The following is a 24067-nucleotide window of genomic DNA, read 5'->3' as shown; positions in this document are numbered from 1 at the left end:
CCATGACCTAACACCGGGCTGCCGTGGGACGCCGCGGGACGCCGCGGCGTCAGCCTCTGCCGTCCTGCGATGCGGGCGCCGGTCCGGTCAACGACCCGTCGGCCCATGCGGCGAGCAGCCGGAGCCCGTCGTGCGACGGCGACCCACCGGCGCGGTGTAGACGTTGAGTTGCAGGCCCTCGTCGGCGGGCAGCAGCAGGGCCTCGTAGTCGAGCTCGAGCCGCCCGACCACGGGGTGGTGGAACACCTTCGTGCCGGAGCGGTGGTAGCGCACGTCGTGGTTGGCCCACAGCTGGCGAAACTCCATGCTCCTCGTCGACAGCTCGCCGACGAGGTCACTCAACTCCTTGTCGTAGGGATTCCTCCCGGCCTCCGCACGCAGGATGGCGACGGCGTCGTGGCGGATCCGGGGCGCCTGGTCTCCCCAGTAGGACGCGGCCGCCTCCGGGGCGAGGAACTGGAACCGTGCGGTGTTGACGGTGTCGGCGCCGGCCCGGGCGGCGAAGTCGTAGACGGGCGAGTAGAGGGCCCGGCCCAGGAGGTTGGATCCGACGATGTCGAGTCGGCCGTTGCGCACGAATGCGGGCATTGTGTCCATGGCGTCGAGCATCCTCTGGACGACCGGGCGTAGCTGACCGGATCCCCGCCGCGTGCGGGCCCGTGCGGCGCCGCCCGCGTTCGCCGCCCGGGCCAGGTCGAACAGGTGCCCGCGTTCGGCCTCGTCCAACCGGAGCGCCTCGGCCAGGCAGTGGAGCACCTCGTCGGAGACGCCACGCAGGTTGCCCCGCTCGATCCGCGTGTAGTAGTCCACACTCATGCCCGCAAGCATCGCCACCTCCTCGCGGCGCAGCCCCGGCACGCGCCGCTTGCCCCGTAGGCAGGCAGACCCGCCTCGGACGGGGTGATCCGGGCGCGCCGGGTGGTGAGGAAGTCACGCGTCTCGACCAGCAGATCCATGGCATCAACGCTACTTCGGAAAGGGCTGGCGCCGACAGGTGCCGGCGTTACCCCTGACGCGGGAGGGGTACCGGCGAACCAGGTAATGCCGGGGCCTCCCGCACCGCAACCGGGCGACCTACCTTGATCCATGACGACAACCCCGTCCCGATGCTCACCCCCGACAACGGCGTCCCGATGCTCACCCTCAACAACGGCGTCACGCTGCCGGCCCTCGGCTTCGGCGTGTTCCAGACCCCGCCGGCCGAGACGGCGGCCGCCGTCGCCCTCGCGCTCGCGACCGGGTACCGCCACATCGACACGGCGGCCGCCTACGGCAACGAACGCGGCGTCGGAGAGGCCGTCGCGGCGTCCGGGATCGACCCGGCGGAGGTGTTCCTGGAGACGAAGGTGTGGATCAGCGACTACGGGACGGGCGCCACGCGCCACGCGTTCGAGAAGTCGGCGGCCAAGCTCGGCGTGGAACGGATCGACCTGCTCATCCTGCACCAGCCGCTCCCCACCAGGTTCGACCTCACCCTCGAGGCGTACCGCGATCTTGAGACACTTCTGGACGACGGCCTCGTCCGCGCCATCGGCGTCAGCAACTTCATGCCGACCCATCTCGGCCGCCTGCTGGATGAGACGCGTGTGGTGCCCGCCGTCAACCAGATCGAGGTCCACCCCTACTTCCAGCAGCGCGAACTGCAGACCCTCCATGCGGAGCACGGGATCCTCACCCAGGCGTGGTCGCCGCTCGGCGGCATCACCTTCTACCCGGCTGGGGTGGCCAGGGACGGCGCAGCACGCTCGGGGACCCCGCCCTCGCGGCGATCGGCGCGGCGCACGGGCGGACGCCCGCGCAGGTGATGCTGCGCTGGCACCTGCAGGAGGGACGCTCCGCCATCCCGAAGTCGGTCGATCCGGGGCGGATCGCGGCCAACTTCGACGTCACCGACTTCGTGCTCACGGACCGGGAGCTCGAACTCATCGACGCCCTCGACACCGGAGTGCGCGGCGGCCCCGAACCTGATGCGATCACCCTCGAGACACACGGCCGGCCGGTCCCGAGGCCTGACCGACCCCGCACACCACCTGAAACAAGGAGATCAGCCATGCACACACGCGCACTCGGACAGGGCCTCGAGGTCTCGGCCGTCGGGCTGGGGCCATGGGGATGTCACAGTCCTACGGGCCCAACCCCGGCACCCGCGCCGACATGATCGCCGTCCTGCGCGGCGCCGTCGACCGGGGCATCACCTTCTTCGACACGGCCGAGGTGTACGGCCCCCATGTCAACGAGGAACTGGTCGGTGAGGCACTCGCCCCGATCCGCGGGTCGGTGGTGATCGCCACCAAATTCGGCTTCGACATCCGCGACGGCCGGATGGCGGGCGTCACCTCGAGGCCCGAGCGGATCCGGGCGGCGGTCGATGGTTCGCTCCGGCGCCTCGGGACCGACACGATCGACCTGCTCTACCAGCAACGGGTCGATCCCACCGTCCCCATCGAGGACGTCGCGGGCACCGTCGGCGAGCTGATCGCCGAGGGCAAGGTGCGCCACTTCGGGCTCTCCGAGGCCGGGGCGGCGACGATCCGCCGCGCCCACGCCGTCCACCCGGTGACGGCGTTGCAGAGCGAATACTCGCTGTGGACGCGCGACCCGGAGGGCGACGTGCTCGCCACGCTCGCCGAACTCGGCATCGGCCTCGCTGCGTTCAGCCCGCTCGGCAAGGGCTTCCTGACGGGCACCGTCAGCCCTCGACAGGGTTCACCGAGGGGGACATCCGCACCACCATCCCGCGCTTCACGCAGGAGAACAGGGCCACGAACGAGCAGCTCCTGGTGGCCGTCCGGGCCATCGCCGATCGGCGCGGGGCAACCCCGGGCAGGTCGCGCTGGGGTGGCTGCTGGCCCAGCAACCGTGGATCGTCCCGATCCCCGGGACGCGACGGCCGGAGCGGATCGAGGAGAACGCGGGCTCGACGACCGTGCCGCTGTCTGCGGACGACATCGCCACCCTCGACGGCCTTGTCACGACCCTCGGGGTGCAGGGGACCGCTACGGCGAGGCGGGGATGCGGATGGTCGGGCTCTGAGCCCGCGGCTCAGTCCTGCGACAGGACCCGGAAGGCCTCTTCCGACGAGTCGCGCAGGAACTGGGCGCAGCGCTCCTGCTCCTCGGTCTCGCCGATCCGGCCGGCGGCGACGCTGAGCGCCCAGAGGGCGCGGAGGAAGCCGCGGTTGGGCTCGTGCTCCCAGGGCAGTTGGCCGGATCCCTTCCAGCCGTTGCGGCGCAGCGTGTCCAGCCCCCTGTGGTAACCGGTGCGGGCGTACGCGTAGGCGGTGATCGCATTACCGAGATCGTCCTCGGCGAGGCAGGTCTCGGCGAGCAGCGCCCACACGAGCGACGAGGCGGGATGCGCCGCGACGACGTCCAGGAAGTGCTCCCGGCCGCGCTCAGCGATGTCGGCAAGGGCCGGATCCTCCGGCAGCCGGACGACGACATCCGAGGCCATCAGGTTGGGGTGCGTCTCACTCATGCAGCACAGCCTAGTGCCGTCCGCCGCGGGCCCGCAGAGACCCTGGAACCGGCGCGGTTCTCCTGCGGACACGGAAAGGGGCGCCGGGCGTCACCCACGCCCGGCGCCCCTTCCGTGCACTACTCGCCGAATCCGCTGCCGATCAGGGCGGCGAGGGCCGCGACTGCGGGTCCGGCATCTGGGCCGGTGGCCGACAGGTGCAGCGTGTCGCCCTTGCGCGCGTTGAGCATCGCGAGGCCGATGCTGCTGGAAGCGGAGACGGGCTCGCCTCCGTTGCTGACGGTGATGTCGGCGTCGAACCTGCGTGCCTCCGCGACGAACAGCGCGCCCGGGCGGGCGTGCAGCCCGTCTCGTTGGTCAGGACGGCCTCCGCGGTGGCCCCGCCTCCACCGGTGCCGCGGGCGGCGTGGCCGTCCCCGGCCCGGGGCGGGTCCGACCGCCGCCAGCTTCGGGCCATGGCGTTGCCCGCCTCGCCGGCCACCTCGTCGATATCGGCTCCGCCAGCGGCGCGGATCACGCCGGCGACGAGGCCTTCGACGAAGGGTGCCGCGAGGATGCGGATGTCGGATTCCGGTTGTCCGTAGAGCTCGATGCCCATCTCGGTGCTCATGATGGCTGAGCCGATGTCGACGAACACGACGACCCCGTCACCGCCGTCGACCTCACCGAGCGCATCCATCACGGCGGTTGCGTCGGTGCCGAGGCCCCCGTCGGCGGTGCCGGCGGCCACCCTGATCGGGGTGGGTCGCCGTGCACCATCTGCAGTGCCAGTTCGACCGCCGCCTCCGCGAGCCTCAGGCTGTGGGAGACGACGACGATTCCGACACTCATCTAGGCGCCGACCGCTTCGACCAACGCGTCGAACAGGTACGTCGAGGAGGTGGCCCCCGGATCCATGTGGCCCGCCGAACGCTCGCCGAGGTAGCTGGCGCGACCCTTGCGGGCGACCAGCGGGGTGGTGGCGTCGCGACCCGTCGCGGCGGCCGCCGCAGCGACCGCCGCGGCCGCGGGCCAGTCAGCCCCGTCCGCAACGGCCGCGTCGAACGCGTCGATGGCGGGCGAGAGCGCGTCGACCATGGTCTTGTCGCCGAGCTCCGTCTTACCGCGGGCGATCAGCCCTCGAGCCCGGCCCGGAAGGCCTTCGCGAAGGCGGCGGTATCCAGTTCGGTGACAGCGCCGGTGGCCATGCCCATCTTCATCAGCAGCGTGCCGTACAGCGGCCCGCTGGTGCCTCCGACGGTGGACACCAGCGTCATGCCCGCCTTCTTGAGGAGCGCGTCGACGGTGTTTGCCTCATCGAGGTGCTGGACCACGGCTGCGGTGCCGCGCGCCATGTTGGCCCCGTGGTCGGCGTCGCCGATCGCGGAGTCGAGGTCGGTCAGGTACGTCTTGTTCTGATCGACGATTGCGGCGAAGCGGCGGAGCCAGTCGGCCAGCTGGTCGAGTGTCAGGTCTGTTGCAGTCACAGGCCCCACCGTAGCCCGGCCGTCCGGACCGGGGCGTCCCAGAGGCGGAGAAGTTCGTCATCGGCACGCAGCAGCGTCAGCGAGCAGCCCGCCATGTCGAGGCTCGTGATGTAGTTGCCCACCAGGTTGCGCTCGACGGTGACGCCCGCGGCCTCGAGCAGCGCGACGACCTCGCCGTACATCAGGTACAGCTCGATCTGCGGGGTGCCGCCCATACCGTTGAGCATCGCCACCACCGGTGCGCCGGTGAAGTCGTAGTCGGCGAGGATCGGGTCGACGAGTTGCTTCGCGATGGATGCGGCGTCTGCGATGGGCTCACGGTGCCTACCCGGCTCGCCGTGGATTCCGATGCCGATCTCCATCTCGTTTTCGGGCAGGTCGAACGTGGGGCGCCCGCGGCGGGCACGGTGCATGACGTGAGGGCCATGCCCATGGAGCGCGAGTTGTCGGCGACCTTCTGCGCGACGGCCGTGACGGAGGCGAGATCGCCGCCCTCCTCGGCCGCGGCGCCGACGATCTTCTCGACGAAGACGGTGGCACCGACCCCGCGGCGACCCGCGGTGTAGAGCGAGTCCTGGACGGCGACGTCGTCGGCGATGATGACGGTGGCGACCTCGACGCCCGCGTCGGCGGCCATTTCCGCTGCCATCTCGAAGTTCATCACGTCGCCGGTGTAGTTCTTCACGAGGTGGAGCACACCAGCGCCGTTGTCGACGGTGGTGGTGGCGGCAAGCATCTGGTCGGGCGTCGGCGAGGTGAAGACCTCGCCTGCGCACGCCGCGTCGAGCATGCCGACCCCGACGAAGCCGCCGTGGAGCGGCTCGTGGCCCGACCCGCCTCCGGAGATGACGGCGACCTTTCCACCCTCCTTCGGTGCGGCCCGGTAGATCACGCGGTTCTCGAAATCGACCCGCACGTCCTTGTCGGATGCGGCGATCCCCTTGAGCGCGTCTGCGATCACGTTGTCGGGGTTGTTGATGAGCTTCTTCACGGGGAGCCTCCTGCGTCTTTGCACTGGCGGCGCCTACCTGGGCGCCCGCGTCACCATTGTGGCACCGGGGCGCTCTGAGGGATCAGGAATCGGCACAGTCGTGCGCCGCAGTCATGCCTCTGTGGGAGAACGCCCAGGGGCGTCGGCCGAAGCGCGGACACGCGCAACGCCCTCGATGGGCCGTGGACCGGTAGACTGCGGTCGCAAGGCCCCGGGAGAATCTTGTGGGCTTCCTCTATGCAGTGAGCCAAGGATGTGAACCTCCATGCCAAGTGTTGTTGTGGTTGGAGCCCAGTGGGGCGACGAGGGCAAGGGCAAGGCGACCGACCAACTGGGTGACCGCGTGGACGTCTGCGTTCGCTACTCGGGCGGTAACAACGCAGGCCACACGCTGGTCGTCGGCGGAGAGAAGTTCGTGCTCCACCTGCTGCCCTCCGGCATCCTCAACCCCGACACGGTCACCGTCATCGGCAACGGTGTCGTCGTCGATCTCGACGTGCTCGCCGAGGAGCTCGAGGTGCTGAGCTCCCGCGGCGTCGAGGTGCCCCACCCGCTCATCTCCGCCAACGCGCACATCATCACCGAGTACCACAAGGTGCTCGACAAGGTCACCGAGCGGTTCCTCGGTAAGCGCAAGATCGGCACCACCGGTCGCGGTGTCGGCCCTGCGTACTCCGACAAGGTCAACCGCATCGGCATCCGGATCCAGGACATCCTTGACGAGTCGATCCTCCGGCAGAAGGTCGAGGCGGCCCTCGCCCAGAAGAACGAGCAGCTCGTCAAGATCTTCAACCGCAGGCCGATCGACTCCGAGGAGATCGTGGCGTCGCTGCTGAAGCACGCCGACACGATCCGTCCGCACATCGTCGACTCCGGTCGCTACGTCAACGACGCGCTCGACAGGGCCTTGTCGTGCTCTTCGAGGGCGCCCAGGCGCACCACCTGGATGTCGATCAGGGCACCTACCCCTACGTGACGTCTTCCAACCCGACGGCGGCGGGCGCCACCACCGGCGGCGGCGTCGGTCCGACCCGGATCGACCGCACCATCGGCATCGCGAAGGCCTACACCACCCGCGTCGGCGAGGGGCCCTTCCCCACCGAGCTGTTCGACGAGGACGGCGAGGCGCTGCGCTCGAAGGGTGGCGAGTTCGGAGCGACCACCGGTCGTCCGCGCCGCTGCGGCTGGTTCGACTCGGTGCTCGTCGAGCAGGCGGTCAAGATCAACGGCTTCACCGATGTCTTCCTCACCAAGCTCGACATCCTGAGCGGCTGGGACCGGGTCCCGGTGTGCGTGGCCTACGACGTGGACGGCGAGCGTCACGACGTGATGCCGATGACGCAGTCGCAGTTCCACCACGCCAAGCCGATCTTCGAGTACCTCGACGGCTGGACCGAGGACATCTCCGAGGCACGCACCTTCGACGAACTGCCGAAGAACTGCCAGGCCTACGTGCACAGGCTCGAGGAACTCATCGGCTGCCGCATCAGCGGTATCGGTGTCGGCCCCGGCCGTGAACAGTCGGTCGCGATCAACGACCTGATCTGAGCCTCATGAGCACCCAGCGCCTGGTCATGACGTTGGTGACCCTGCTGTCGCTGTTCATGGTCGCAACCGTGATCATCGCGATCTGGCAGGAGGAACTGAACTGGGGTTGGTGGTGGACCGTTCCCGTCGGGGAGGGTTCCTGCTGGTCGTGATCGGGTTCCGGGTGCTCGTGCAGCGGGCCCAGGAGGCCGCGGAGCGGGCCGACCGCGAGGCGGAGGCTGCCCAGGCGACCGACGTCTCCCAGGAGGCCGAGCCTGGCGACAGGTAGGTTGCCCGGTGCGCAACCCAACGCCCCGGTGCCGTCGCCCGCCTCGCGGATGATGCCTGCGTGCTGCGAGATCTCCGCGGGAACGTGCAGCGCCACGGGTGGCAGCGCCCACCCGGTTCACAGCACGGCGCCACCGGCACTGGCCGGGTCGCTTCGACGTCGGCAGTTTCCGGGCAACCGCCGCGCCGACGCGATTTTCACGGCCCCGATCCCCGGGGCCCGGCCAGGGCCGGGCAATCCGGAAACCCGGGGAGGCGCGCGTGGACCGAGCGAGCCGAAGCCGCGAACGCAGGATCGGGCAAGCGCATTCCCCGTGTGGAAAGCGCTTGCCAATGCTGCGAGTTCTGGTTATGCTCGGGGAAAGTCAGCCCGGCAGCGGTGCCACGGCGGGTTGACCGGAACCCCGCTCGCTGGAGAGCGATACAGAAATTGGAGACACAATGAAGCGTTCCCGTACCTTCCGCGCACTTGCAGCGGCCGGCGTGGCCACGTGCGCTCTCGCGCTGGTGGCCTGTTCCGGGCCACCGAGGGTGGCGCATCCGGTGAGCCCGGCGGCAAGCAGGTCGTGCTTGAGTTGGTCCAGTCGGGCGACATCAACCAGGGCGGTGGCTATGCCATGCTCGCCGAGAAGTACGAGGCCGAGACCGGCGTCAAGGTCAACGTGGTCGAGGTTCCCAACGCGGATCTCCGCACCCGCCTCCGCACCGCCGCCCAGGCCAACGACCTCCCCGCTCTCGCCGCATCGCCGTCGACCGACCCGGCGTGGACCAACCGACTGCTCGACCTCACCGACATCTTCGACAGGGTCGGCGTCATCGACACCCTCGCGGTCGAGGACCCGGCCGACGGCAAGGTCAAGGCCCTCCCCACCACGCTGACCGCCGTCGGCATGTTCATCAACAAGTCCCTCTGGGATGAGGCCGGAGTCAAGTACCCCACCACCATCGATGAGCAGTGGACCTGGGACGAGTTCCAGGCCTCGGCCAAGCAGGTCGTCGACACCACCGATGCCGAGTACGGCGCCGTGATGGACTCCTCCGCGCACCGCCTCCGTGCCTTCCTCTACGAGTTCGGAAGCAAGGGCGTCACCGAGCAGACCGACGGCAGCTGGAAGCTGGACGCCGAGGCGGGCAAGGCGCTCGAGTACTTCAAGGCGATGCACGACACCGGCTTCATGCCCGCCTCGGTGTGGGGCGCGGGTGACGACCCCAGCGCCACCTTCAAGAGCGGCCGTGTCGCCGCCTACATGTCGGGCGTCTGGCAGATCGCCGACTTCCAGGAGAACATCAAGGACTTCGAGTGGCTCTCGGTCCCGCTGCCGCAGGAGCCGGTCCGCGCCACCAACTACGGCGCCGCCTCCTGGATCGTCGCCTTCGACGGCACAGGCGTCGAGGAGGAGACCCTGAAGTTCGTCGAGTGGATGTACAGCCAGGAGAGCTACAAGGCATACTGCGAGATCTCGGGCTGCCTGCCTTCCCTGGAGGGCCTGGACGTCGAGTACAAGGACGACGCCTACGCGTTCGAGCTGTACAACGAGGAGATCGCGGCCTCCCGGCCATTTCCGCGGTCCAGACCACCGACGGTGTGCTCTTCGGGTACCTCGGCAAGTCCGTCGACAGCGAACCGCTGAAGGACGAGACGGTCAAGTACCTCAACGGCGAGCAGAGCCTCGAGCAGACCATCGAGGCGATCAACACAGTCACCACCGAGCAGCTCTCCTGAACCGAGCGTAGGAAAGCCCATGACCTCCACCACAGTGAACGCAGTTCCCGCCCCGTCCGGGCGGGAGCTGCCCCGGACGACGGCAGGCGTAGAAAGCCGTTCGGCCGGTACCGTATGGCGCCCTTCATCTTCACGGTCGCCGCCGCGGGCCTCTTCGGGTTGTTCTTCCTCTGGCCAGGGATCCTGGGCCTCTCCTACTCGCTCACCGACTACCGGGGGTGGGGGAGGCGAATTTCGTCGGCTTCGACAACTACGCGAAGCTGCTCGGCGACTCCGCCTTCTACACCTCGCTCGGCCGCACCTTCATCTACACCCTGTTCGCGGTGCCGATCGCGTACTGCCTCGCACTGTCCATGGCCGTCGCCATCAACTCGGCGGCGGCCAGGGGCAAGGTTGCGGCCCGCATCATCTTCTTCCTCCCGTGGCTTGTGTCCCCGATCGTCGCGGGCGTCATCTGGCGCTGGCTCTTCGGGGAGAGCTTCGGGTTCGTCAACTTCGTCATCCGTGAACTCGGCGCCGATCCGCTGCCCTGGTCGACCAACGCGGACCTGTCGCTGGCCGTCGTCATCCTTGCGTCGGCCTGGGGCGGCGCCGCGTTCAACATGCTGCTGTTCATCGCCGCCCTCAACAACGTGCCGCAGTCGTACTACGAGGCGGCCCAGCTCGATGGTGCCGGGGCCTGGAGGCGCTTCTGGCACATCACGCTCCCGTCGATCGCGCCGACCTCGGTGCTTGTCATCCTGCTGTCGACGCTCGGCCACATGAAGGAGTTCGCCATGATCCAGGCGCTCAACGGCGGTGGGCCGGGCACCCAGAACCGGCTCATCGTCCAGTACATCTACGAGACCGGATTCAAGCGCTCCGAGATCGGGTACGCGAGCGCCGCGTCGATGATCCTCCTGGTCATCCTCATGGTGATCGCGATCATCCAGATGAAGATCAGCAGGCGAGCGGGAGGGGATTCTGATGTCCACTGCCACGTTGACCGCCGAGCCGAAGAAGCGGCGACGCGAGGGCGCGGTGCCGCTCCGCAGGCAGATTCTGCCGACCAGCGCCCTGTGGGTGCTGGCCATCCTGATGGCCTTTCCGCTGCTCTGGTTCCTGCTGTCCTCCTTCAAGCCGGGCAGCGAGCTGTTCTCCTACCCGCTCTCCTTCCTGCCGCGTGAGTGGACCATCGAGGGTTACCGGATGGCCCTCGAACGCGTCGATTTCGGCACCTACCTGCTGAACACGACCATCGTGGCGACCATCACGACCGTGCTGACGGTGTTCCTGAGCGCCACGACGGGCTACGCCCTCGCGAAGTACAAGAACCCTGGCTGAGCGTGCTCGGGCTCTGCATCCTCTCGATGACGATGCTGCCCGGTGAGGTCATCCTCAACCCCATGTTCATGGTGGTGCGCGACCTCGGCCTCTACAACTCCCTGGCCGGTGTGATCGTGCCCTCGATCGTCACCCCGACCGGCGTGTTCATGTTCCGACAGTTCTTCCTGTCGGTGCCCGACGAACTCAGCCAGGCCGCCCGCATTGATGGTGCAAGCGAGTACGGCATCTTCTTCCGGATCATGCTCCCGCTCGCACGACCGATGCTGCTGACGCTCGCGATCATCAGCTTCCAGTGGCGCTGGAACGACTACATCTTCCCGCTCATCATCCTGGGCGACCCCGAGAAGTTCACCCTCCAGATCGCGCTGCGGGCGCTCGTCGGGGCCGAGAACATCAACTGGTCGGTGCTCTTGTCCGCCTCGGTACTGTCGATGATCCCGCTGGTCGTGCTGTACCTCGTGTTCCAGAAGTACATCACCTCCTCCAACATCAACTCGGGACTGAAGGACTGACGTGCACCACACCCGGAGCTGCTCCTCAACAGGGTCGACCGGTTCCTCAACGAGTACCTGCCGCGGGGCGTGGTCGCAGACGAGAGGCCGCTCCGGCTGGGCGCATGGACCGTCCCCGGTGACGGGTGCGGCGCAGGGAGCCGATCCCGTTCGCGGACGCCGTCGAGCGGGCCGAGTTCGTGGGCGTCGCCGAGGGTCACCGCTGGGGTGCCCCCTGGGCGACCACCTGGTTCCGCGTCGAGGAGAGGTGCCCGCCGAATGGGCGGACGCCGACGGCCGTATCGAGCTGTCGCTCGATCTCGGCTTCAACCAGGCGAAGCCCGGCTTCCAGTGCGAGGGCCTGGTGCGCACCACCGACGGCCGCGCGGTCAAGGGCTCGAGCCGCGCAACCACCACGTTCCGGTCGATGCGACACCCGGGGAGAGCTTCGCCTTCCTCGTCGAGGGAGCCGCGAACCCCGACCTGAGTGGCGGCAACGACTTTGCCGGGCCGACGGCGTACGCGCCGAACCCCTCGGGACAAGGCCACCGCAGGCTCGGAACCCCGCTACCGGCTCGGCGGGATGCGGCTGCGTCTCATCGACACCGAGGTGGAGGCGCTGCTCCGGGAGGTGACGGTGCTGCGTGGCCTTGCCGGCGTGCTGGCCGGCCACGAGCCGCGCCGGGCCAGGATCCTGGCCGGGTTGGAGGCGGCGCTGTACACCGTCGACCCGGACGCGCCCTGCGCAGGTGCCCGGGATGCGCGGGCGATCCTCGCGCCGCTGCTCGCCTCACCCGCGGTGCCGTCCGCGCACCGCATCGTGGCAACCGGCCACGCGCACATCGACTCCGCCTGGCTCTGGCCGAGCCGGGAGACCGTGCGCAAGGTCACCCGCACCTACGCCAACGTCATCGACCTCATGGACCGCGACCCGAGGCCGTGTTCGTCAGCTCGTCCGCCCAGCACTTCGCCTGGGTGAAGCGCGGCGACCCGGCACTGTTCGAACGGATCCGCGAACGGGTAGCGGAGGGCCGCTTCCTGCCGGTGGGCAACATGTGGGTGGAATCCGACGTCAACATGATCTCCGGCGAATCCATGGCGCGGCAGCTGCTGTACGGCACGCGCTTCTTCGAGCGCGAGTTCGGGAGCCGCAGCGAGGTGGGTGGCTTCCGGACTCCTTCGGGTACCCGGGGTCGCTCCCGCAGCTCATGAAGCGGGCCGGGATCCGGTGGTTCTTCACCCAGAAGATGTGCTGGAACGATGTCGACACGATGCCCCACCACTCGTTCGCCTGGGAGGGCATCGACGGCACCCGCATCTTCACGCACTTCCCGCCCAACAACACCTACAGCGGAGACATGCGCCCGGTCGAGCTGGCCCGCAGCGTCGAGAACTTCGCCGACCACGGCGGCTCTTCGACATCGCTCATGCCGTTCGGGTTCGGAGACGGTGGGGGTGGCCCCACCCGGGAGATGATGGCCGACGCGCGCCTGCAGGCCGACCTCGAGGGTTCGGCCCGCGTCGGCTTCGGCACCCCGCACGACTTCTTCGCCGAGGCCGAGGCCGACTATGCCGACCCGCCCGTCTGGTCGGGGAGATGTACCTGCAGTTCCACCGCGGCATCTTCACCTCGCAATCGCGCACCAAGCGCGGCAACCGTCGCAACGAGTCGCTCCTGGTGGAGGCGGAGGCCTGGTGTGCGCAGGCCACGCTGCTCCGCGGTGTCGAGTACCCCCACGACGACCTCGACGAGCTGTGGGAGCAGGTGCTGCTGCTCCAGTTCCACGACATCCTGCCCGGCAGCTCCATCGCCTGGGTGCACCGCGAGGCAGAGGCGACCCACGCCCGCGTCACCGCACGCCTCGAGGAACTCGTCGACGGCGCCCTCACCGCGCTCGCCGGCCCCGGCGGGCGGGCCCTCACCGCCAACCCGGCGACCGAACCCGTCGCCGGGATCCCCGCCCTCGGCATCGGCGAGCCGAAGCCCGATGCCGACGTGCGGGTGGTGGAGAGGCTCGACGGATCCGTCGAACTCACCTCGGAGGCGTTGACTGTCCTCATCGCCGCCGACGGCACCGTCGCCAGCATCGTCGAGTCGGAGAGCGGCCGGGAACTGATCGCGGAGGGCCGCCGCGGCAACCTGCTGCAGCTCCACGTCGACGCGCCCGCCAAGTGGGACGCCTGGGAGCTCGACCGTTCCTACCGACTCTCGACGACCGACCTGACCGGTGGCGTCGTCCGGGTCGAGGGGCGCGAGGTCGTCGTCGAGCGGGAGTTCGGCCGGAGCTCGGTGACCCAGCGCATCGGCCTGGACGTCACCGGCGCGGCGCTCCTGATCCACACGGACGTCGACTGGCATGAGCGGCACCGCCTGCTGAAGCTCGCGTTCCCGCTCGACGTGCACGCCGCCGACGCCGCCTACGAGACGTCCTTCGGGCACCTCCGGCGACCCACCCATGCCAACACGTCCTGGGACGCGGCCCGCTACGAGTCGTGCGCGCACCGCTACGTGCACGTCGGCGAGCCCGGCTTCGGCGTCGCCGTCGTCAACGACGCCGTCTACGGTCACGACGTGACGCGCGACAGCGACGACGGCCGGGTGGTCACCACCGTGCGCCAGTCGCTGCTGCGGGCACCCACCTATCCCGACCCGGACGCCGACCAGGGCCGCCACAGCTTCGTCACCCTGGTCGCCCCGGCGCCGACGGTGCTCGAGGCCGCCCACTGGGGGGCCGTGATCGGCAGCCCCGCCCGCGCGATCGTCGGTGCCGAGGCACCGGAGCCGCTCGTGTCGCTCGAGGGCGGCTCCGCGCGGCTCTCGTCGGTGAAGCTGGCCGCGGACAGGGGCGGCGACGTCGTCGTGCGCGTGTACGAGGCGCAGGGTTCCCGCACCCGCGCCGTCCTCCGGGTGGGTTTCCCGCTCGCAGGGGCACGGCTCGCCGATCTCGTCGAGACGCCGGGTGGAGAGATCCTCCCGGAGGGTGACTCGATCACCCTCGACCTGCGGCCGTTCGAGGTCCGCACCCTCCTCCTCCACAGGAAGTAGCCATGCCCGACCAGCCGTTCCTGACGAAGGCCACCGCCGCGGCCGACGAGACCGCCGACCTCTGGCTCGACCCCGGGGCAGTCGGGTCGCTTCCTGGGGCGCCCTACGGTGCGCACCGGCAGGCGATGCGTCGGATCCTGCTCCTGGTCGCGGTCTACCTGTGGCCGTCGTCCAGACACCACCGTTCCCGGCCGCGCTCGACGCCGCCGTGGCCCACGGAGCCGCCCTCGCCGACCTGCAGGCGCCGTCCGGACTGTTCACCGGCGGGGACAACCTCGAGTCGCCGCCCGATTCGGGCTTCACCCTGAACGACCTGGGCGACGCCGTCGAGGTGATCCGCCGCGCCGATCCCGCCGCCCGCTCCGAACTGGCGGTCCTCGAGTCGCTGCTGGTGGAGATCGCCGACAACGCGCGAGCCGCGATGCTGGCGGGCGGGGTCCACACCCCGAACCACCGCTGGGAGTTGGCCTCTGCGCTCGCGCGGCTGCACCGGATGCGTCCGGACGGGGCGCTCGTGGCGCGCGCCGAGGAGTGGCTCGGCGAGGGGATCGACATCGACGGGGACGCTCAGTACTCGGAGCGGAGCGCGACCTACGCGTCGCACGTCACGAACCCGTCGCTCACGCTGCTGGCCGAGGTGCTCGACCGGCCGGAGCTGCTCGGGCTCGTCGAGCGCAACCTCGTGTCGTCGCTCGGACTCATCCGCCGCGACGCGACCATCGAGACGATCCACTCGCGCAGGCAGGACCAGAAGGACCCGCGGCACCCGCTCGACCCCTACGTGATCCCGCTCCGCCGGGCCGCGCTGGCCACCGGTCGGGGAGACCTCGCCTGGGCGGCCGGGCTGGCCTGTTCCCTCGGCATCGGGGAGCCGCATGCCGTGCTCGCGGCGCTGCTCCTCGACCCGACGCTGGGCGAGGAACTACCACCCGCCGCGGCGCCGGGCCACGGCACCTTCGCCTGGCCACAGTCCCGCCTCGTGATCCATGACGATCCCGGGCGGAGGCTCGTCGTCTACGCCGGTTCCGATTTCGCGCGGCAACGCAGGATCCGCTCGGGCCTGGCCAACAACCCCACGTTCCTCCGCCTCGAATGCGGCGAGGTGCTGCTCGAGTCGGTCCGGCTCAGCCGCGACTTCTTCGGGCTCGGCCCGTTCCGCCCCGGTGAGTTGCGCGACCTCGACGGTGCGCACCTGCTCGTCGAGGACCTGGCCGGTGGCTACTACCAGCCCCTCGCGCCCGGCCTCCGCCGCGCCGACGGCGCCTATGACCTCGTCGACGAGGGCCGGTTCTCGGCCTCCATGTCGTTCGGGCAGCGGGAAGCCGACGAGGTGCGCCTGCACACCGAGGTGTCCGTCACCCCCACCGCCGACGGCGTCGACCTGACCGTCACCACCGATGGACCCCAACTCGGCTGGGCGCTCGAACTGGCCTTCCGCGAGGGCGGTGCCTTCGAGGGCTGCGTGGAGCTCGGCGACGGCAGCGCGCGCCTGGACGAGGGTGTCGGACGATACGTCGTCGGGACCTCCGCCATCGAGTTCGGCCCGGGAACCGGAGAGCGGGGCTCCGCGCACTACTCGGCGGGCGAGGAGTACGAGTACGTCGGCGGCACCGACGCGATGGGTGGGCCGCGGGTCTACCTCACGGGCCGCGCACCCGGCGTCGCCCGGATCAGCCTGCGGGGCACCTACGCCTGACGGGTGGCGAGCGCCGCGGTGGCCTCAGGTGTGAGGGCGCCGTCGGCGAAGATCCACCGGTGCCTGAGGGTGAGGTCGCTCCCAGGGGCGAGGACCACCGACTCGTCGAAGGTGGGCGACGGCGCCGCGACGGGTTCCGGCAGTGAGCGGACGAACCACCTGAGCGCCGGCGCGCCCGAGGACGCCCCGCCAGCGCGACCACCGTGGCGTCGTCGGAGGCGAAGGCCAACCAGGGCAGGGTCGCTCCCATCAGGCGGTCGGCATCGGCGCCGGGATGCGACACCGGGCCGGGGGTGACGACGGTCGCGCCGGTGAATGTGGCGGCAAGCCGCAGGAAGGCGCCCGAGTAGCCGACCCCGACGCGGCCCCGTGTCGCGGGGCTGCCGAGCGTCAGGGCGTCGGCGTGGATGTTGGTGAGCCGCGACGTGAGTTCGAGGGCCCAGACGCCGTCCGCCACGTCGAGGCCGTGGAACCGGAGCCGGCGTCGCTCGGAGAGCCACGGGGCTCCGGCCCTGGTCACCCAGGTCAGCCTCTCCTCGACGGTCGCCTCCGCCGCCTCCGCCGACTCCGTGATGGCGTCGAAGCCGTCGTGGCGGATGGAGCCGACGTTGTCGAGAGCGACGTACCCCTCGCCGTCGATGTAGGTGTTCCCGCCCCAGAAGTTCTGCCCCGACACGTCGGTCAGCGTCATCTGGAGGCCCTTGTGCCAGAGGTGGTCGGCCGGGCGGAAGTCGGTGATGACATGACCGGCGAGGGTCCTGATCGGGTGGAGGTACGGCTTCGGGCCCTCGAAGGGGTCGCAGGTCGGGTCATGGAACACGTAGCTGGCCACCTCGACCCCGCCGACGGTGACGGCGAGGGCCCGCTCGTCGCGGCGGATCAGGAAGCCTGTCACTCAGATCGCCCGGGTGATGGTGGCGGCATGGATCCGGGCGGTGGCCTCGGCGGGGTCGGTGCCGGGCATCGCATGGTAGAAGGGGTCGTCCGGCGTGAGCTCGGCCCTCGTGACGCGGCGGCCGGTCAGCGCCGACTTGTACATGCCCGCGATGAGTTCCAGCACGCGGCGGCCGTCATCCCCGCTGACCCGCGGCCGCACCCCGCGCCCCATGGCGTCGACGAGGTGCCGCATCTGGGGGATGTGCTTGGAGCTGTGGGTGTTGACCTCGGGCAGCCACGACGCGGCCGTTGCGGGATCGACCCCGGGCGCCGGGGTCCAGCGCCAGTCGTCGTTGTCGTAGCCGTAGAGGTGTTCGACCTCGACGGTGGCGAGTTCGTAGTCGATCCTCACCTGGCTGGTCTGCCTGGGGCCAGCGCGCTGGTGCTGATGGAGGCGGTGGCGCCGGAGGCGAACCGCACGACCGCGAACGACGAGTCCTCGGTCTCCGTGTCGCGGCCCAGCGTCGCCATCTCGGCGGTCACATGGGTCCATTCGCCGAGGATCGACAGCAGCATGTCCAACTGGTGGATGCCGTGGCTCATGGTCGGGCCGCCGCCCTCGGTGGCCCACTTGGCGCGCCACGGGACGGCGAAGTAGGCCGGGTCGCGGTACCAGAGGGTGTGGCACTGGGCCACGAGCGGGCGCCCGAGGGTGCCGTCGGCGGTCAGCTTCCGGAGGCGCTCGGCGGCCGAGCCGAAGCGGTGCTGGAAGATGTAGGAGACGAAGGGCCGTTGTCTCCCTCGTGCGCGGCGATCTCGTCATACTCCGCGAGTGACAGCGTCGGCGGCTTCTCCGAGAGCACCCAGGCGCCCGAGTCGAGTGCCGCGATGGCGGCCTCGCGGTGCGCGCCGGGGGAGTGGCGAGGGTGACCAGGTCGGGGTGCTGCTCGGCGAGCAGCGTCGGCACGTCGGTGTAGACGTGCGGCACCCCGAACTCGGCGGCGGCGGAGCGGGCGCTCGCCTCGTCGAGGTCGGCGACCGCGACGATCTCGACGGCGTCGCCGAGGGCGCGCAGGCCCGGGAGGTGCTGGTCGCGGGAGATCGCTCCCGTTCCGATGACGGCGACCCTGATGGCCATTGTGCTCCTATGCGACGTGGTCGGAAAACGCTTGCCCAGTCTAGCCGACCACGCAGGGCCGTGGCATGGACGGGTCGCAGGCGGCGTTGGGTGGCACGGCTCCCGCGGCCTGTCACCGATCGTCCCACGATGACCCTGTGGGAGGGGTGGTCGGATCGTGGGCGGGTCGGTACGCGTGGCGACCACGCCATCCCGGTCGGTGCCGTCGCCGTGGGCGCTGGCGTGCCGCAGAGGGGCGCCCCAGTAGGCTGAGCCGGGTGAAGATCCTCCTGCTTGGCTCCGGTGGTCGCGAGCACGCGATCGGCCGCTCGCTCGTCGCCGATCCCGCCGTCACCGAACTCCACGTCGCTCCCGGAAACCCCGGGCTGGCCGCCATCGCGACGCTGCACGCCGTCGACGCCTCGTCCCCCGAGGCCGTGGTTGCGCTCGCCGCCGGGCTGGCCGTGGACCTCGTTGTGGTCGGCCCCGAGGCGCCGCTCGTCGCCGGCGTCGGCGACGCCCTGCGCGCCGCGGGGTACCCGACCTTCGGGCCGGGTGCCGCAGCCGCCGAGTTGGAGGGGTCGAAGGCGTTCGCCAAGGAGGTCATGTTCGCTGCCGGCGTGCCGACCGCCCGCTCGTTCCTGTGCGAGGACCGGGCCGCGATCGAGGCCGCCCTCGACGAGTTCGGTGCACCGTACGTCGTCAAGAACGACGGACTCGCGGCAGGCAAGGGCGTCGTCGTGACCGACGACCGCGACGCCGCCATCGCGCACGGCCTGGAGTGTGGCCGCGTCGTGATCGAGGACTTCCTCGACGGCCCAGAGGTGTCGCTGTTCGCCATCTGCGACGGCGAGCGCGCCGTCGCGCTGCTTCCCGCCCAGGACTACAAGCGCGTCGGCGATGCCGACGCCGGCCCGAACACCGGCGGCATGGGCGCCTATTCGCCGTTGCCCTGGGCCGACGCTGGCCTGAGTGACCAGATCATGGCGGAGGTGGTCGAGCCGACGCTTGCCGAGATGCGCCGTCGCGGCACCCCGTTCATCGGCCTGCTCTACGCCGGCCTCGCGTTGACGTCGAAGGGCCTGCGGGTGGTCGAGTTCAACGTGCGGTTCGGCGATCCCGAGACCCAGGCAGTGCTCGCCCTCCTAGAGACCCCGCTCGGCGGGCTGCTCGACGCGGCCGCCCGCGGGCGTTGGACGGGTTCGGGCCGCTGCGGTGGCGTGACGGCGCCGCCGTCGTGGTGGTGTCGGCCGCCGAGGGGTACCCGGGCACGCCGACCACCGGCATTCCCATCGAGCTTCCCGTCGATGAGGCCGACGCCTACATCCTGCAGGCGGGTACCCGCCTCCGGGATGGCGACCTTGTGTCGGATGGGGCCGCGTGCTCGGCATCGTGGGCCGCGGCGACGACGTCGATCAGGCCCGCGCAAACGCCTACTCCCTTCTGGCCAAGGTCGGCTTTCCGGGCGGCTTCCATCGCAGCGACATCGGGGTCCCGCACTGACGCGAGCCCTGGGAGGCCCTACCCTCGACGGCGCCTTCGCCGAGCCGGAACGTCGCGGTGAACCTCTCCAGCAACTCCGAGTCGGCCGCGCCGTCGGGCCTGTGGTGCCCGCGAGCAGTGCCCGCAGGTCGTCGGGGGCGACCTCGAGCGAAAGCACCGAGGCGGGCACGGGTTCGTGGGTGGAGCGGCGGGGCTGGGGAAGTGCCCCGGCCCGACCGGAGCCACGTCGAGCGTGCGGCCGACGACGGTGGCCGCCACGGTGACGGCGGCCGGGAGGGCCCGACGGACAGGACGGACAGCAGGTACCGGGTGGGCGGCAGCGCCTCTGCCGCGTCGGGGCGGAAAGCTGTGCGCAACGTGAAGGCGAGCGCGTCGGCACTGACGACCTCAGCCTCACCCTGCTTGCCGAGCAGGCCGAAGCCCCAGTGCTCGAGGGCGGTGAGGACGGGCTCGAGGCCGCGGCCGAGCTCGGTGAGCTCGTAGCCGCCGCGCACCGTTGGCACGCGGCGGATCACGCCTGCGTCACCCAACTCGCGGAGCCTGTCGCTCAGGATGTTGGTGGGGATGCGGGGAGCGACGCCTTCAGGTCGCTGTAGCGGCGGGCGCCGCCGAGCAGGTCGCGCACGATGAGCAGGGCCCATCGTTCGCCGACCCGTTCGACGGCACGCGCCACGCCGCTGTACTGGCCGAAGCCGCGGGGGAACGCGTCGCCATGGCGCCCTTTACTCCGCGGCCGACCGGCTCGCCAGATACGCCTCGGGCCCGACCTCGGCCGCCGCCTGCTCCATGAACAGGAACGACAGGTTGTTGCCGTCGGGGTCATCGAGATCGCGGGAGTACATGAAGCCGTAGTCCTGCGCCTCGCGCGGCTCGCGGCCTCCGGCAGCGAGGCCCTTCGCCATCACTTCGTCGACCTCCTCGCGCGACTCGCGGCTGAGCGCGATCGACACCTGCGCCTGGGTCATCGGGTCGATGATCTGCTTGTCGGTGAAGGTGGCGAGGTACTCGCGGGTGAGGACCATGAAGTAGATGTTCTCGCCGAGCACGACGCAGGCTGCGTTCTCGTCGGTGAACAGCGGGTTGATGGTGAAGCCGAGGGCCTCGTAGAACGCCTTGGAGCGGTCGAGGTCGGTGGTCGGCAGGTTGACGAAGATGCCTGTGGTGCTCATGATCTCCTCCATCGGATCGATACTGATCGGTTGAACCACGAACCCCAGCTTGCTCTTTGCAAGTGAACTTGTAAATAGCAAGTGAAGTGTGTGTGCCCTGCGCGTCGGCGTGTCGCGCGTCAGGAGGGCTCGAACCGCGGCGGCCGCAGGTCGATCGTCGGGACGTCACCTCCGCTGATCCCGCGCTGCTGCAGGAGACTGAGCATGTCCTCCTGGCGCGGTTGGCCGAGGGCGAGGCGGTACAAGGCCAGCGAACTGGTCAGAGTCTGGTACCTGGCGCCGTCGCGGCTGAGCGGGTAGCGGGCGATGACCCGCTCGACGCGGGCGCCAGCCGCGGGCGGGTAACACCACCAGGGGAGAACTCGCCCCAGGCGTCGCCGCGCGAGGCCTCGGTCGCGGCGTCGAAGGCGGTGCTCCACGGGCTCGGCGAGTCGGAGGCGAGCACGTCATCCCAGTGCGCGCGTGCCACGTTGCGACGCACCGCGTGACCGCCGAACCGGTTCACGCGGCCCTCGCGCTGCTCGAAGTCGACCGGGCTCGACGGCAGGTTCCAGTGCACGACGCTGTGGCACCACCAGTGAAAGTCGATGCCCTCCTGCCCGACGCTCGTCGTGGCCAGGATGAACGGGGCGAAGGGGGAGTTGAACGCCGAGCGCACCTCACCCTGGCGTGCCGCCTGCTTCGAGTCCTCCGCCGAGCTCGCGCCCCCGTAGCGCAGGGCGAACCGGGCAGGCATCGGAATCTGCCCACGGGTGGCGCTCGTATCATGGGCGACGTAGCGCGCGGGCCGCAGTGAGAGGGCCTCGATGAACCGGGTGCCGATCCGATCCAGCGCCGCGTCATCTGCGACGCGGCCACCCAGTTCGCTGTGGAGCTGGAACAGGTACTCGTCGAGGACCGCCTGCAGGTTCCCGTCGGCGCAGTAGGCCAACAGTGAGCCCCAGTAGGGTCCCGCGTCCGGGTACGCAGCCGTGATAGGTCCCACCGCGTCCTCCCGGTTGAAGAAGCGTCGGAGGGCATCTGCCAGCCGGAAGGCCACCTTCCACCTGCCCTGCGGGGTCGAGGTCGGGCCGGCGATGCGCCCCACCGCCCTCAGCGCCGTGACTCCTGGTGCGAAGGCCGCAAACAGGGCCAGCTCCGGATGACTGAGCGGGACGGACCCACCCGCCTGGGTGGCCGCCTTCTCGATGTGGGCCCGCAGCCCGACATCGCCGGCGTCGTCGTCACCCTCGGCCACGGCGGTCAGGGCAGCAAGGGGTCGAGGCCTTCAGGCGTCATGCCTGGTACGGAGAAGAACGCGTCCCAGGGGCGTGGCGTGCCCTCGCCAGCGGGAGCGTTGACGAGACGTGCTCCACCAGGTCGTGGGCATCGAGGATGCGACCGGCGTGGCGTGCGGCGGAAAGGGGATCGCCCAACGGGGCGAGGCCGGCGTGGGGCCAGAACAGCGCGAGCGTGGAGAGGGCGCCCGCCTCGCCGTCGACCTGGCGGTAGGTCAGGCGGCTCCGGCTCTCCTGTCTCTCACCGGCGGCCCGGGTGACGCAGCGGTCGGCCACGTACGACAGGAGTGACGCGACGGCCGTGGGAACCCCCGACCATGCGGAAAAGACCAGTCTCTTCGTGATCCCTCCCAGGTCCTCGGAGGCGGCGAGCACGTCGCGGTAGACCGGCCCCGGCTCGACATACGGCATCGACGGAGGCATCCACAGGAGGCGCCACCAGCCGCGGTTGACGGTCTCGTCGGCCAGGCAGCGCAGGTAGCCGTTGCCGAGATCCAGCCAATCGCCCGTCTCGATCTGCTCGCGGGTCAGCGCCCGGGTCGCGCCGAGGAGGCGCTCGGCCTCGGCGCCCCCCTCGGTCCCGAACCACTCGCGCGCCCGCAGCCCGGGCTTGTAGCCGTCCATGAAGTTCGCGAAGTAGGGGATCGACTTCCAGTACTCGAGGCTGATCGGAGCGCCGATCTCATCGCCGAACCTGCGAAGCTGCGCGTACTCCCGCACGTCGTCCGCGGTGGAGGAGGGACGCTGAGCAGCCGCGGCGTGGCGCCGACGGCGCTGTCAGGTCGCTCCGAGCGTGACATGACTGGCAGCAGCGCGGTTCGCACCGCTTCCGCGGCACCGAGGGCATCGCCTCCGGTCAGGATCGCCCGGCGGTACGCGCCCAGCGTCGCGTGGACGAGTCGGGAGCCTTCCGTGTCCCTTCCGAAGAGGAAGTCGACGGTGGCGAAGAAGTCGCGGTAGTGGTCGTCGTCGATCTCGTCGCTCGAGGTGAACGGCTTGTAGGGCGTGGCCGACAGCAGCAGGGTGCGTGCACCGGGATAGGAGAACATGGCGTCGGCGAGCTCTCCCGCCTCTCCCGAGCTCGGGTTGAGGAGGTGACGGAAGCGCTGGAACTCGTCGAGGATCACCAGGTCGGGCTCCAGCGCACCGATGCTGGCATCGGCCAGGCTCTGCCGGAGCCCGCCGATGACGGCATTGGTCGCGACACGCAGCTCGTCCGGCAGCGTGTCGCGGTCTCCGACCGCGGCGATCAGGTCCAGCAGTGCCTTCCGGTGGCCCGCGCGGTAGCTGCACTCGAACCGTTCGAGAATCGCGTCGTCGATCCGTCCCCGGATGCTCGTATGCATGTCGTTGATGTAGTGGGCGAAGCGCTCGCGGGTCGCCACCGCACCCTGCATGAGGGTTCGCAGCGCGTGGCCGCGCTGTGCATCCGAATCCTCGACCCGGTCGAGGAGCAACGTGAGCAGTGCCCGTTCCAGAGCGTTGCCCTGCGCATAGCCGTTCTCCGGCATCGAGGTGGCGGGTGTGAAAGCGATCAGGTTGACCTTCTTGCCCGGCCCATGGTGGGAGTTGAGCCGGGCGGCGTCGCGGGCCATCAGGGTCAGGCGGCTCGCGATCCGCACGTCGGGGTCGCCGGTCACGTTGAGGCGCTGAAGGTTCTGGGTGGCGAGGTCCTGGTTGGAACAGATGTAGACGACGTCGATGCGACCGACGCTGTCGTCGCCCTGGAGCAGGTCGATCGCCTTCGCCACGACCCCGCGGGCGATGATCGACTTGCCGAGCCCGGTCTCGTCGGCGATGAGGAACCGACCCGAGCCGGTGGGGTCGCCGTACAGGCGGTCGATGGTGTGCTCGACGGCGTCGCGCTGGAAGCCCTTCAGGCCCGCCAGCACCCGGCCCAGATCCATGCCGCTCACCCTGCGTCACCGCCCGTCAGGCTCTGGTGCGCCCGCCACAGCTCCGCCCAGAGCGACTCGAACCCCTCCGGGAGGACGTCGCGCCTGGCCTCCTGCAGGTAGCGGACCAGGCGGTCGACGTCAGCGAGCCCGGCGTGGTCCTCCGCCACCGCCTGCACGAGGGGCTCGAAAATCCCGT

Annotated in this window: 22 protein-coding genes and 12 pseudogenes; 15 read left to right on the top strand and 19 right to left on the bottom strand. The window is 70.1% G+C overall.

Annotated features, from left to right (window positions below; all coding sequences use genetic code 11):
- Positions 1 to 87: 87 nt before the first annotated feature.
- Positions 88 to 858, bottom strand: a complete 771-nt coding sequence (locus G7085_RS06170; protein WP_331715505.1) for a helix-turn-helix transcriptional regulator — start codon at positions 856 to 858, stop codon at positions 88 to 90.
- A gap of 248 nt (positions 859 to 1106) precedes the next feature.
- Here G7085_RS06170 and G7085_RS32180 point away from each other — a divergent pair.
- The 3 pseudogenes from G7085_RS32180 to G7085_RS29645 all read left to right on the top strand — a co-directional run.
- Positions 1107 to 2158 (top strand): annotated as a pseudogene (locus G7085_RS32180) (aldo/keto reductase).
- Positions 2107 to 2634, top strand: a pseudogene (locus G7085_RS29650) (aldo/keto reductase); the annotation flags it as partial. The pseudogenes G7085_RS32180 and G7085_RS29650, both read left to right, overlap by 52 nt.
- Positions 2635 to 2833: 199 nt before the next feature.
- Positions 2834 to 2908 (top strand): annotated as a pseudogene (locus tag G7085_RS29645) (hypothetical protein); the annotation flags it as partial.
- A gap of 134 nt (positions 2909 to 3042) precedes the next feature.
- Here G7085_RS29645 and G7085_RS06155 read toward each other — a convergent pair.
- The 5 genes and pseudogenes from G7085_RS06155 to dhaK all read right to left on the bottom strand — a co-directional run bounded on the left by G7085_RS06155 (position 3043) and on the right by dhaK (position 5934).
- Positions 3043 to 3477: a DUF3151 domain-containing protein gene (locus tag G7085_RS06155; protein ID WP_197510294.1), complete on the bottom strand. Its 435-nt coding sequence runs from the start codon at positions 3475 to 3477 to the stop codon at positions 3043 to 3045.
- 119 nt (positions 3478 to 3596) lie between these two features.
- Positions 3597 to 3800: an HPr family phosphocarrier protein gene (locus G7085_RS34295; protein WP_408647183.1), complete on the bottom strand. Its 204-nt coding sequence runs from the start codon at positions 3798 to 3800 to the stop codon at positions 3597 to 3599.
- A 215-nt stretch (positions 3801 to 4015) separates the two neighbouring features.
- Positions 4016 to 4159 (bottom strand): annotated as a pseudogene (locus G7085_RS34290) (PTS sugar transporter subunit IIA domain-containing protein); the annotation flags it as partial.
- 149 nt (positions 4160 to 4308) lie between these two features.
- Positions 4309 to 4811: pseudogene (gene dhaL / locus G7085_RS06140) on the bottom strand (dihydroxyacetone kinase subunit DhaL).
- A 128-nt stretch (positions 4812 to 4939) separates the two neighbouring features.
- Positions 4940 to 5934: pseudogene (gene dhaK, locus G7085_RS06135) on the bottom strand (dihydroxyacetone kinase subunit DhaK).
- A gap of 265 nt (positions 5935 to 6199) precedes the next feature.
- Between dhaK and G7085_RS06130 the strand changes: the two are divergent.
- The 11 genes and pseudogenes from G7085_RS06130 (at position 6200) to G7085_RS06075 (ending at position 16031) form a co-directional block, all read left to right on the top strand.
- A pseudogene (locus G7085_RS06130) lies at positions 6200 to 7482 on the top strand (adenylosuccinate synthase).
- Between the two features lie 5 nt (positions 7483 to 7487).
- Entirely contained in the window at positions 7488 to 7634 is a 147-nt protein-coding gene (locus G7085_RS06125; protein ID WP_197510293.1) for a hypothetical protein, read from the top strand.
- A gap of 606 nt (positions 7635 to 8240) precedes the next feature.
- Positions 8241 to 9380: an extracellular solute-binding protein gene (locus G7085_RS06120; protein WP_197510292.1), complete on the top strand. Its 1140-nt coding sequence runs from the start codon at positions 8241 to 8243 to the stop codon at positions 9378 to 9380.
- A complete protein-coding gene (locus G7085_RS06115; protein ID WP_197510291.1) occupies positions 9335 to 9472 on the top strand; it encodes a hypothetical protein in 138 nt (45 codons plus the stop codon). The genes G7085_RS06120 and G7085_RS06115 overlap by 46 nt, the downstream gene beginning before the upstream one ends.
- A 218-nt stretch (positions 9473 to 9690) precedes the next feature.
- Positions 9691 to 10638 carry a carbohydrate ABC transporter permease gene (locus G7085_RS06110; protein WP_331715503.1) on the top strand — a complete coding sequence of 316 codons (948 nt, stop codon included), beginning with the start codon at positions 9691 to 9693 and terminating at the stop codon, positions 10636 to 10638.
- Positions 10639 to 10660: 22 nt separating this feature from the next.
- Positions 10661 to 10795, top strand: a complete 135-nt coding sequence (locus G7085_RS29640; RefSeq protein ID WP_269452262.1) for a hypothetical protein — start codon at positions 10661 to 10663, stop codon at positions 10793 to 10795.
- Positions 10796 to 10797: 2 nt separating this feature from the next.
- The gene (locus G7085_RS06105) at positions 10798 to 11310 is read left to right on the top strand and encodes a carbohydrate ABC transporter permease (protein WP_197510290.1); all 513 of its coding nucleotides are present in this window, start codon (positions 10798 to 10800) and stop codon (positions 11308 to 11310) included.
- A 247-nt stretch (positions 11311 to 11557) separates the two neighbouring features.
- Complete coding sequence (locus G7085_RS06100) at positions 11558 to 11776, top strand: hypothetical protein (RefSeq protein ID WP_197510289.1); 219 nt, start codon at positions 11558 to 11560, stop codon at positions 11774 to 11776.
- 96 nt (positions 11777 to 11872) lie between these two features.
- Positions 11873 to 12821: pseudogene (locus G7085_RS34285) on the top strand (glycoside hydrolase family 38 N-terminal domain-containing protein); the annotation flags it as partial.
- Between the two features lie 65 nt (positions 12822 to 12886).
- Complete coding sequence (locus G7085_RS06080; RefSeq protein ID WP_197510287.1) at positions 12887 to 14335, top strand: glycoside hydrolase family 38 C-terminal domain-containing protein; 1449 nt, start codon at positions 12887 to 12889, stop codon at positions 14333 to 14335.
- A gap of 160 nt (positions 14336 to 14495) precedes the next feature.
- Positions 14496 to 16031 carry a hypothetical protein gene (locus G7085_RS06075; protein WP_197510286.1) on the top strand — a complete coding sequence of 512 codons (1536 nt, stop codon included), beginning with the start codon at positions 14496 to 14498 and terminating at the stop codon, positions 16029 to 16031.
- Here G7085_RS06075 and G7085_RS34280 read toward each other — a convergent pair.
- From G7085_RS34280 to G7085_RS34275, 6 genes and pseudogenes are all read right to left on the bottom strand, one after another.
- Positions 16022 to 16174 carry a DUF6807 family protein gene (locus G7085_RS34280; RefSeq protein ID WP_408647182.1) on the bottom strand — a complete coding sequence of 51 codons (153 nt, stop codon included), beginning with the start codon at positions 16172 to 16174 and terminating at the stop codon, positions 16022 to 16024. The genes G7085_RS06075 and G7085_RS34280 overlap by 10 nt on opposite strands.
- 47 nt (positions 16175 to 16221) lie before the next feature.
- A pseudogene (locus G7085_RS06070) lies at positions 16222 to 16926 on the bottom strand (DUF6807 family protein); the annotation flags it as partial.
- Positions 16927 to 17319 carry a hypothetical protein gene (locus tag G7085_RS06065; protein WP_197513042.1) on the bottom strand — a complete coding sequence of 131 codons (393 nt, stop codon included), beginning with the start codon at positions 17317 to 17319 and terminating at the stop codon, positions 16927 to 16929.
- Positions 17316 to 17603, bottom strand: a complete 288-nt coding sequence (locus G7085_RS06060; RefSeq protein WP_197510284.1) for a Gfo/Idh/MocA family protein — start codon at positions 17601 to 17603, stop codon at positions 17316 to 17318. Before G7085_RS06060 ends, G7085_RS06065 begins: the two co-directional genes overlap by 4 nt.
- Positions 17604 to 17632: 29 nt before the next feature.
- Positions 17633 to 17770: a hypothetical protein gene (locus tag G7085_RS06055; RefSeq protein WP_197510283.1), complete on the bottom strand. Its 138-nt coding sequence runs from the start codon at positions 17768 to 17770 to the stop codon at positions 17633 to 17635.
- Positions 17771 to 17829: 59 nt separating this feature from the next.
- Positions 17830 to 18045 (bottom strand): annotated as a pseudogene (locus G7085_RS34275) (Gfo/Idh/MocA family oxidoreductase); the annotation flags it as partial.
- 257 nt (positions 18046 to 18302) lie between these two features.
- On the opposite strand from G7085_RS34275, the pseudogene purD reads away from it, so the two are divergent.
- Positions 18303 to 19527, top strand: a pseudogene (gene purD / locus G7085_RS06045) (phosphoribosylamine--glycine ligase).
- Here the strand turns inward: purD and G7085_RS34270 are convergent.
- The 7 genes and pseudogenes from G7085_RS34270 to G7085_RS06015 all read right to left on the bottom strand — a co-directional run bounded on the left by G7085_RS34270 (position 19458) and on the right by G7085_RS06015 (position 24047).
- Positions 19458 to 20350 (bottom strand): annotated as a pseudogene (locus G7085_RS34270) (winged helix-turn-helix transcriptional regulator). The pseudogenes purD and G7085_RS34270 sit on opposite strands and share 70 nt — an antisense overlap.
- Positions 20250 to 20696 (bottom strand): VOC family protein, encoded by a 447-nt coding sequence (locus G7085_RS06035; RefSeq protein WP_197510282.1) that lies wholly within the window; start codon positions 20694 to 20696, stop codon positions 20250 to 20252. The pseudogene G7085_RS34270 and the gene G7085_RS06035 overlap by 101 nt, the downstream one beginning before the upstream one ends.
- A gap of 119 nt (positions 20697 to 20815) precedes the next feature.
- Positions 20816 to 20941: a hypothetical protein gene (locus tag G7085_RS29635; RefSeq protein ID WP_269451789.1), complete on the bottom strand. Its 126-nt coding sequence runs from the start codon at positions 20939 to 20941 to the stop codon at positions 20816 to 20818.
- A 14-nt stretch (positions 20942 to 20955) separates the two neighbouring features.
- Entirely contained in the window at positions 20956 to 21933 is a 978-nt protein-coding gene (locus G7085_RS32170) for a helicase C-terminal domain-containing protein (RefSeq protein ID WP_197510281.1), read from the bottom strand.
- A 37-nt stretch (positions 21934 to 21970) separates the two neighbouring features.
- Positions 21971 to 22597, bottom strand: a complete 627-nt coding sequence (locus tag G7085_RS06025) for a hypothetical protein (protein ID WP_197510280.1) — start codon at positions 22595 to 22597, stop codon at positions 21971 to 21973.
- Entirely contained in the window at positions 22501 to 23880 is a 1380-nt protein-coding gene (locus G7085_RS06020) for a hypothetical protein (RefSeq protein ID WP_197510279.1), read from the bottom strand. The genes G7085_RS06025 and G7085_RS06020 overlap by 97 nt, the downstream gene beginning before the upstream one ends.
- A 5-nt stretch (positions 23881 to 23885) precedes the next feature.
- The gene (locus G7085_RS06015) at positions 23886 to 24047 is read right to left on the bottom strand and encodes a hypothetical protein (protein ID WP_197510278.1); all 162 of its coding nucleotides are present in this window, start codon (positions 24045 to 24047) and stop codon (positions 23886 to 23888) included.
- Positions 24048 to 24067: the final 20 nt, after the last annotated feature.

Origin of the sequence: Tessaracoccus coleopterorum, assembly GCF_011174705.1 — a bacterium.
Lineage (GTDB): Bacteria > Actinomycetota > Actinomycetes > Propionibacteriales > Propionibacteriaceae > Arachnia > Arachnia coleopterorum.
This window is presented reverse-complemented; position numbering and strand designations above follow the sequence as displayed.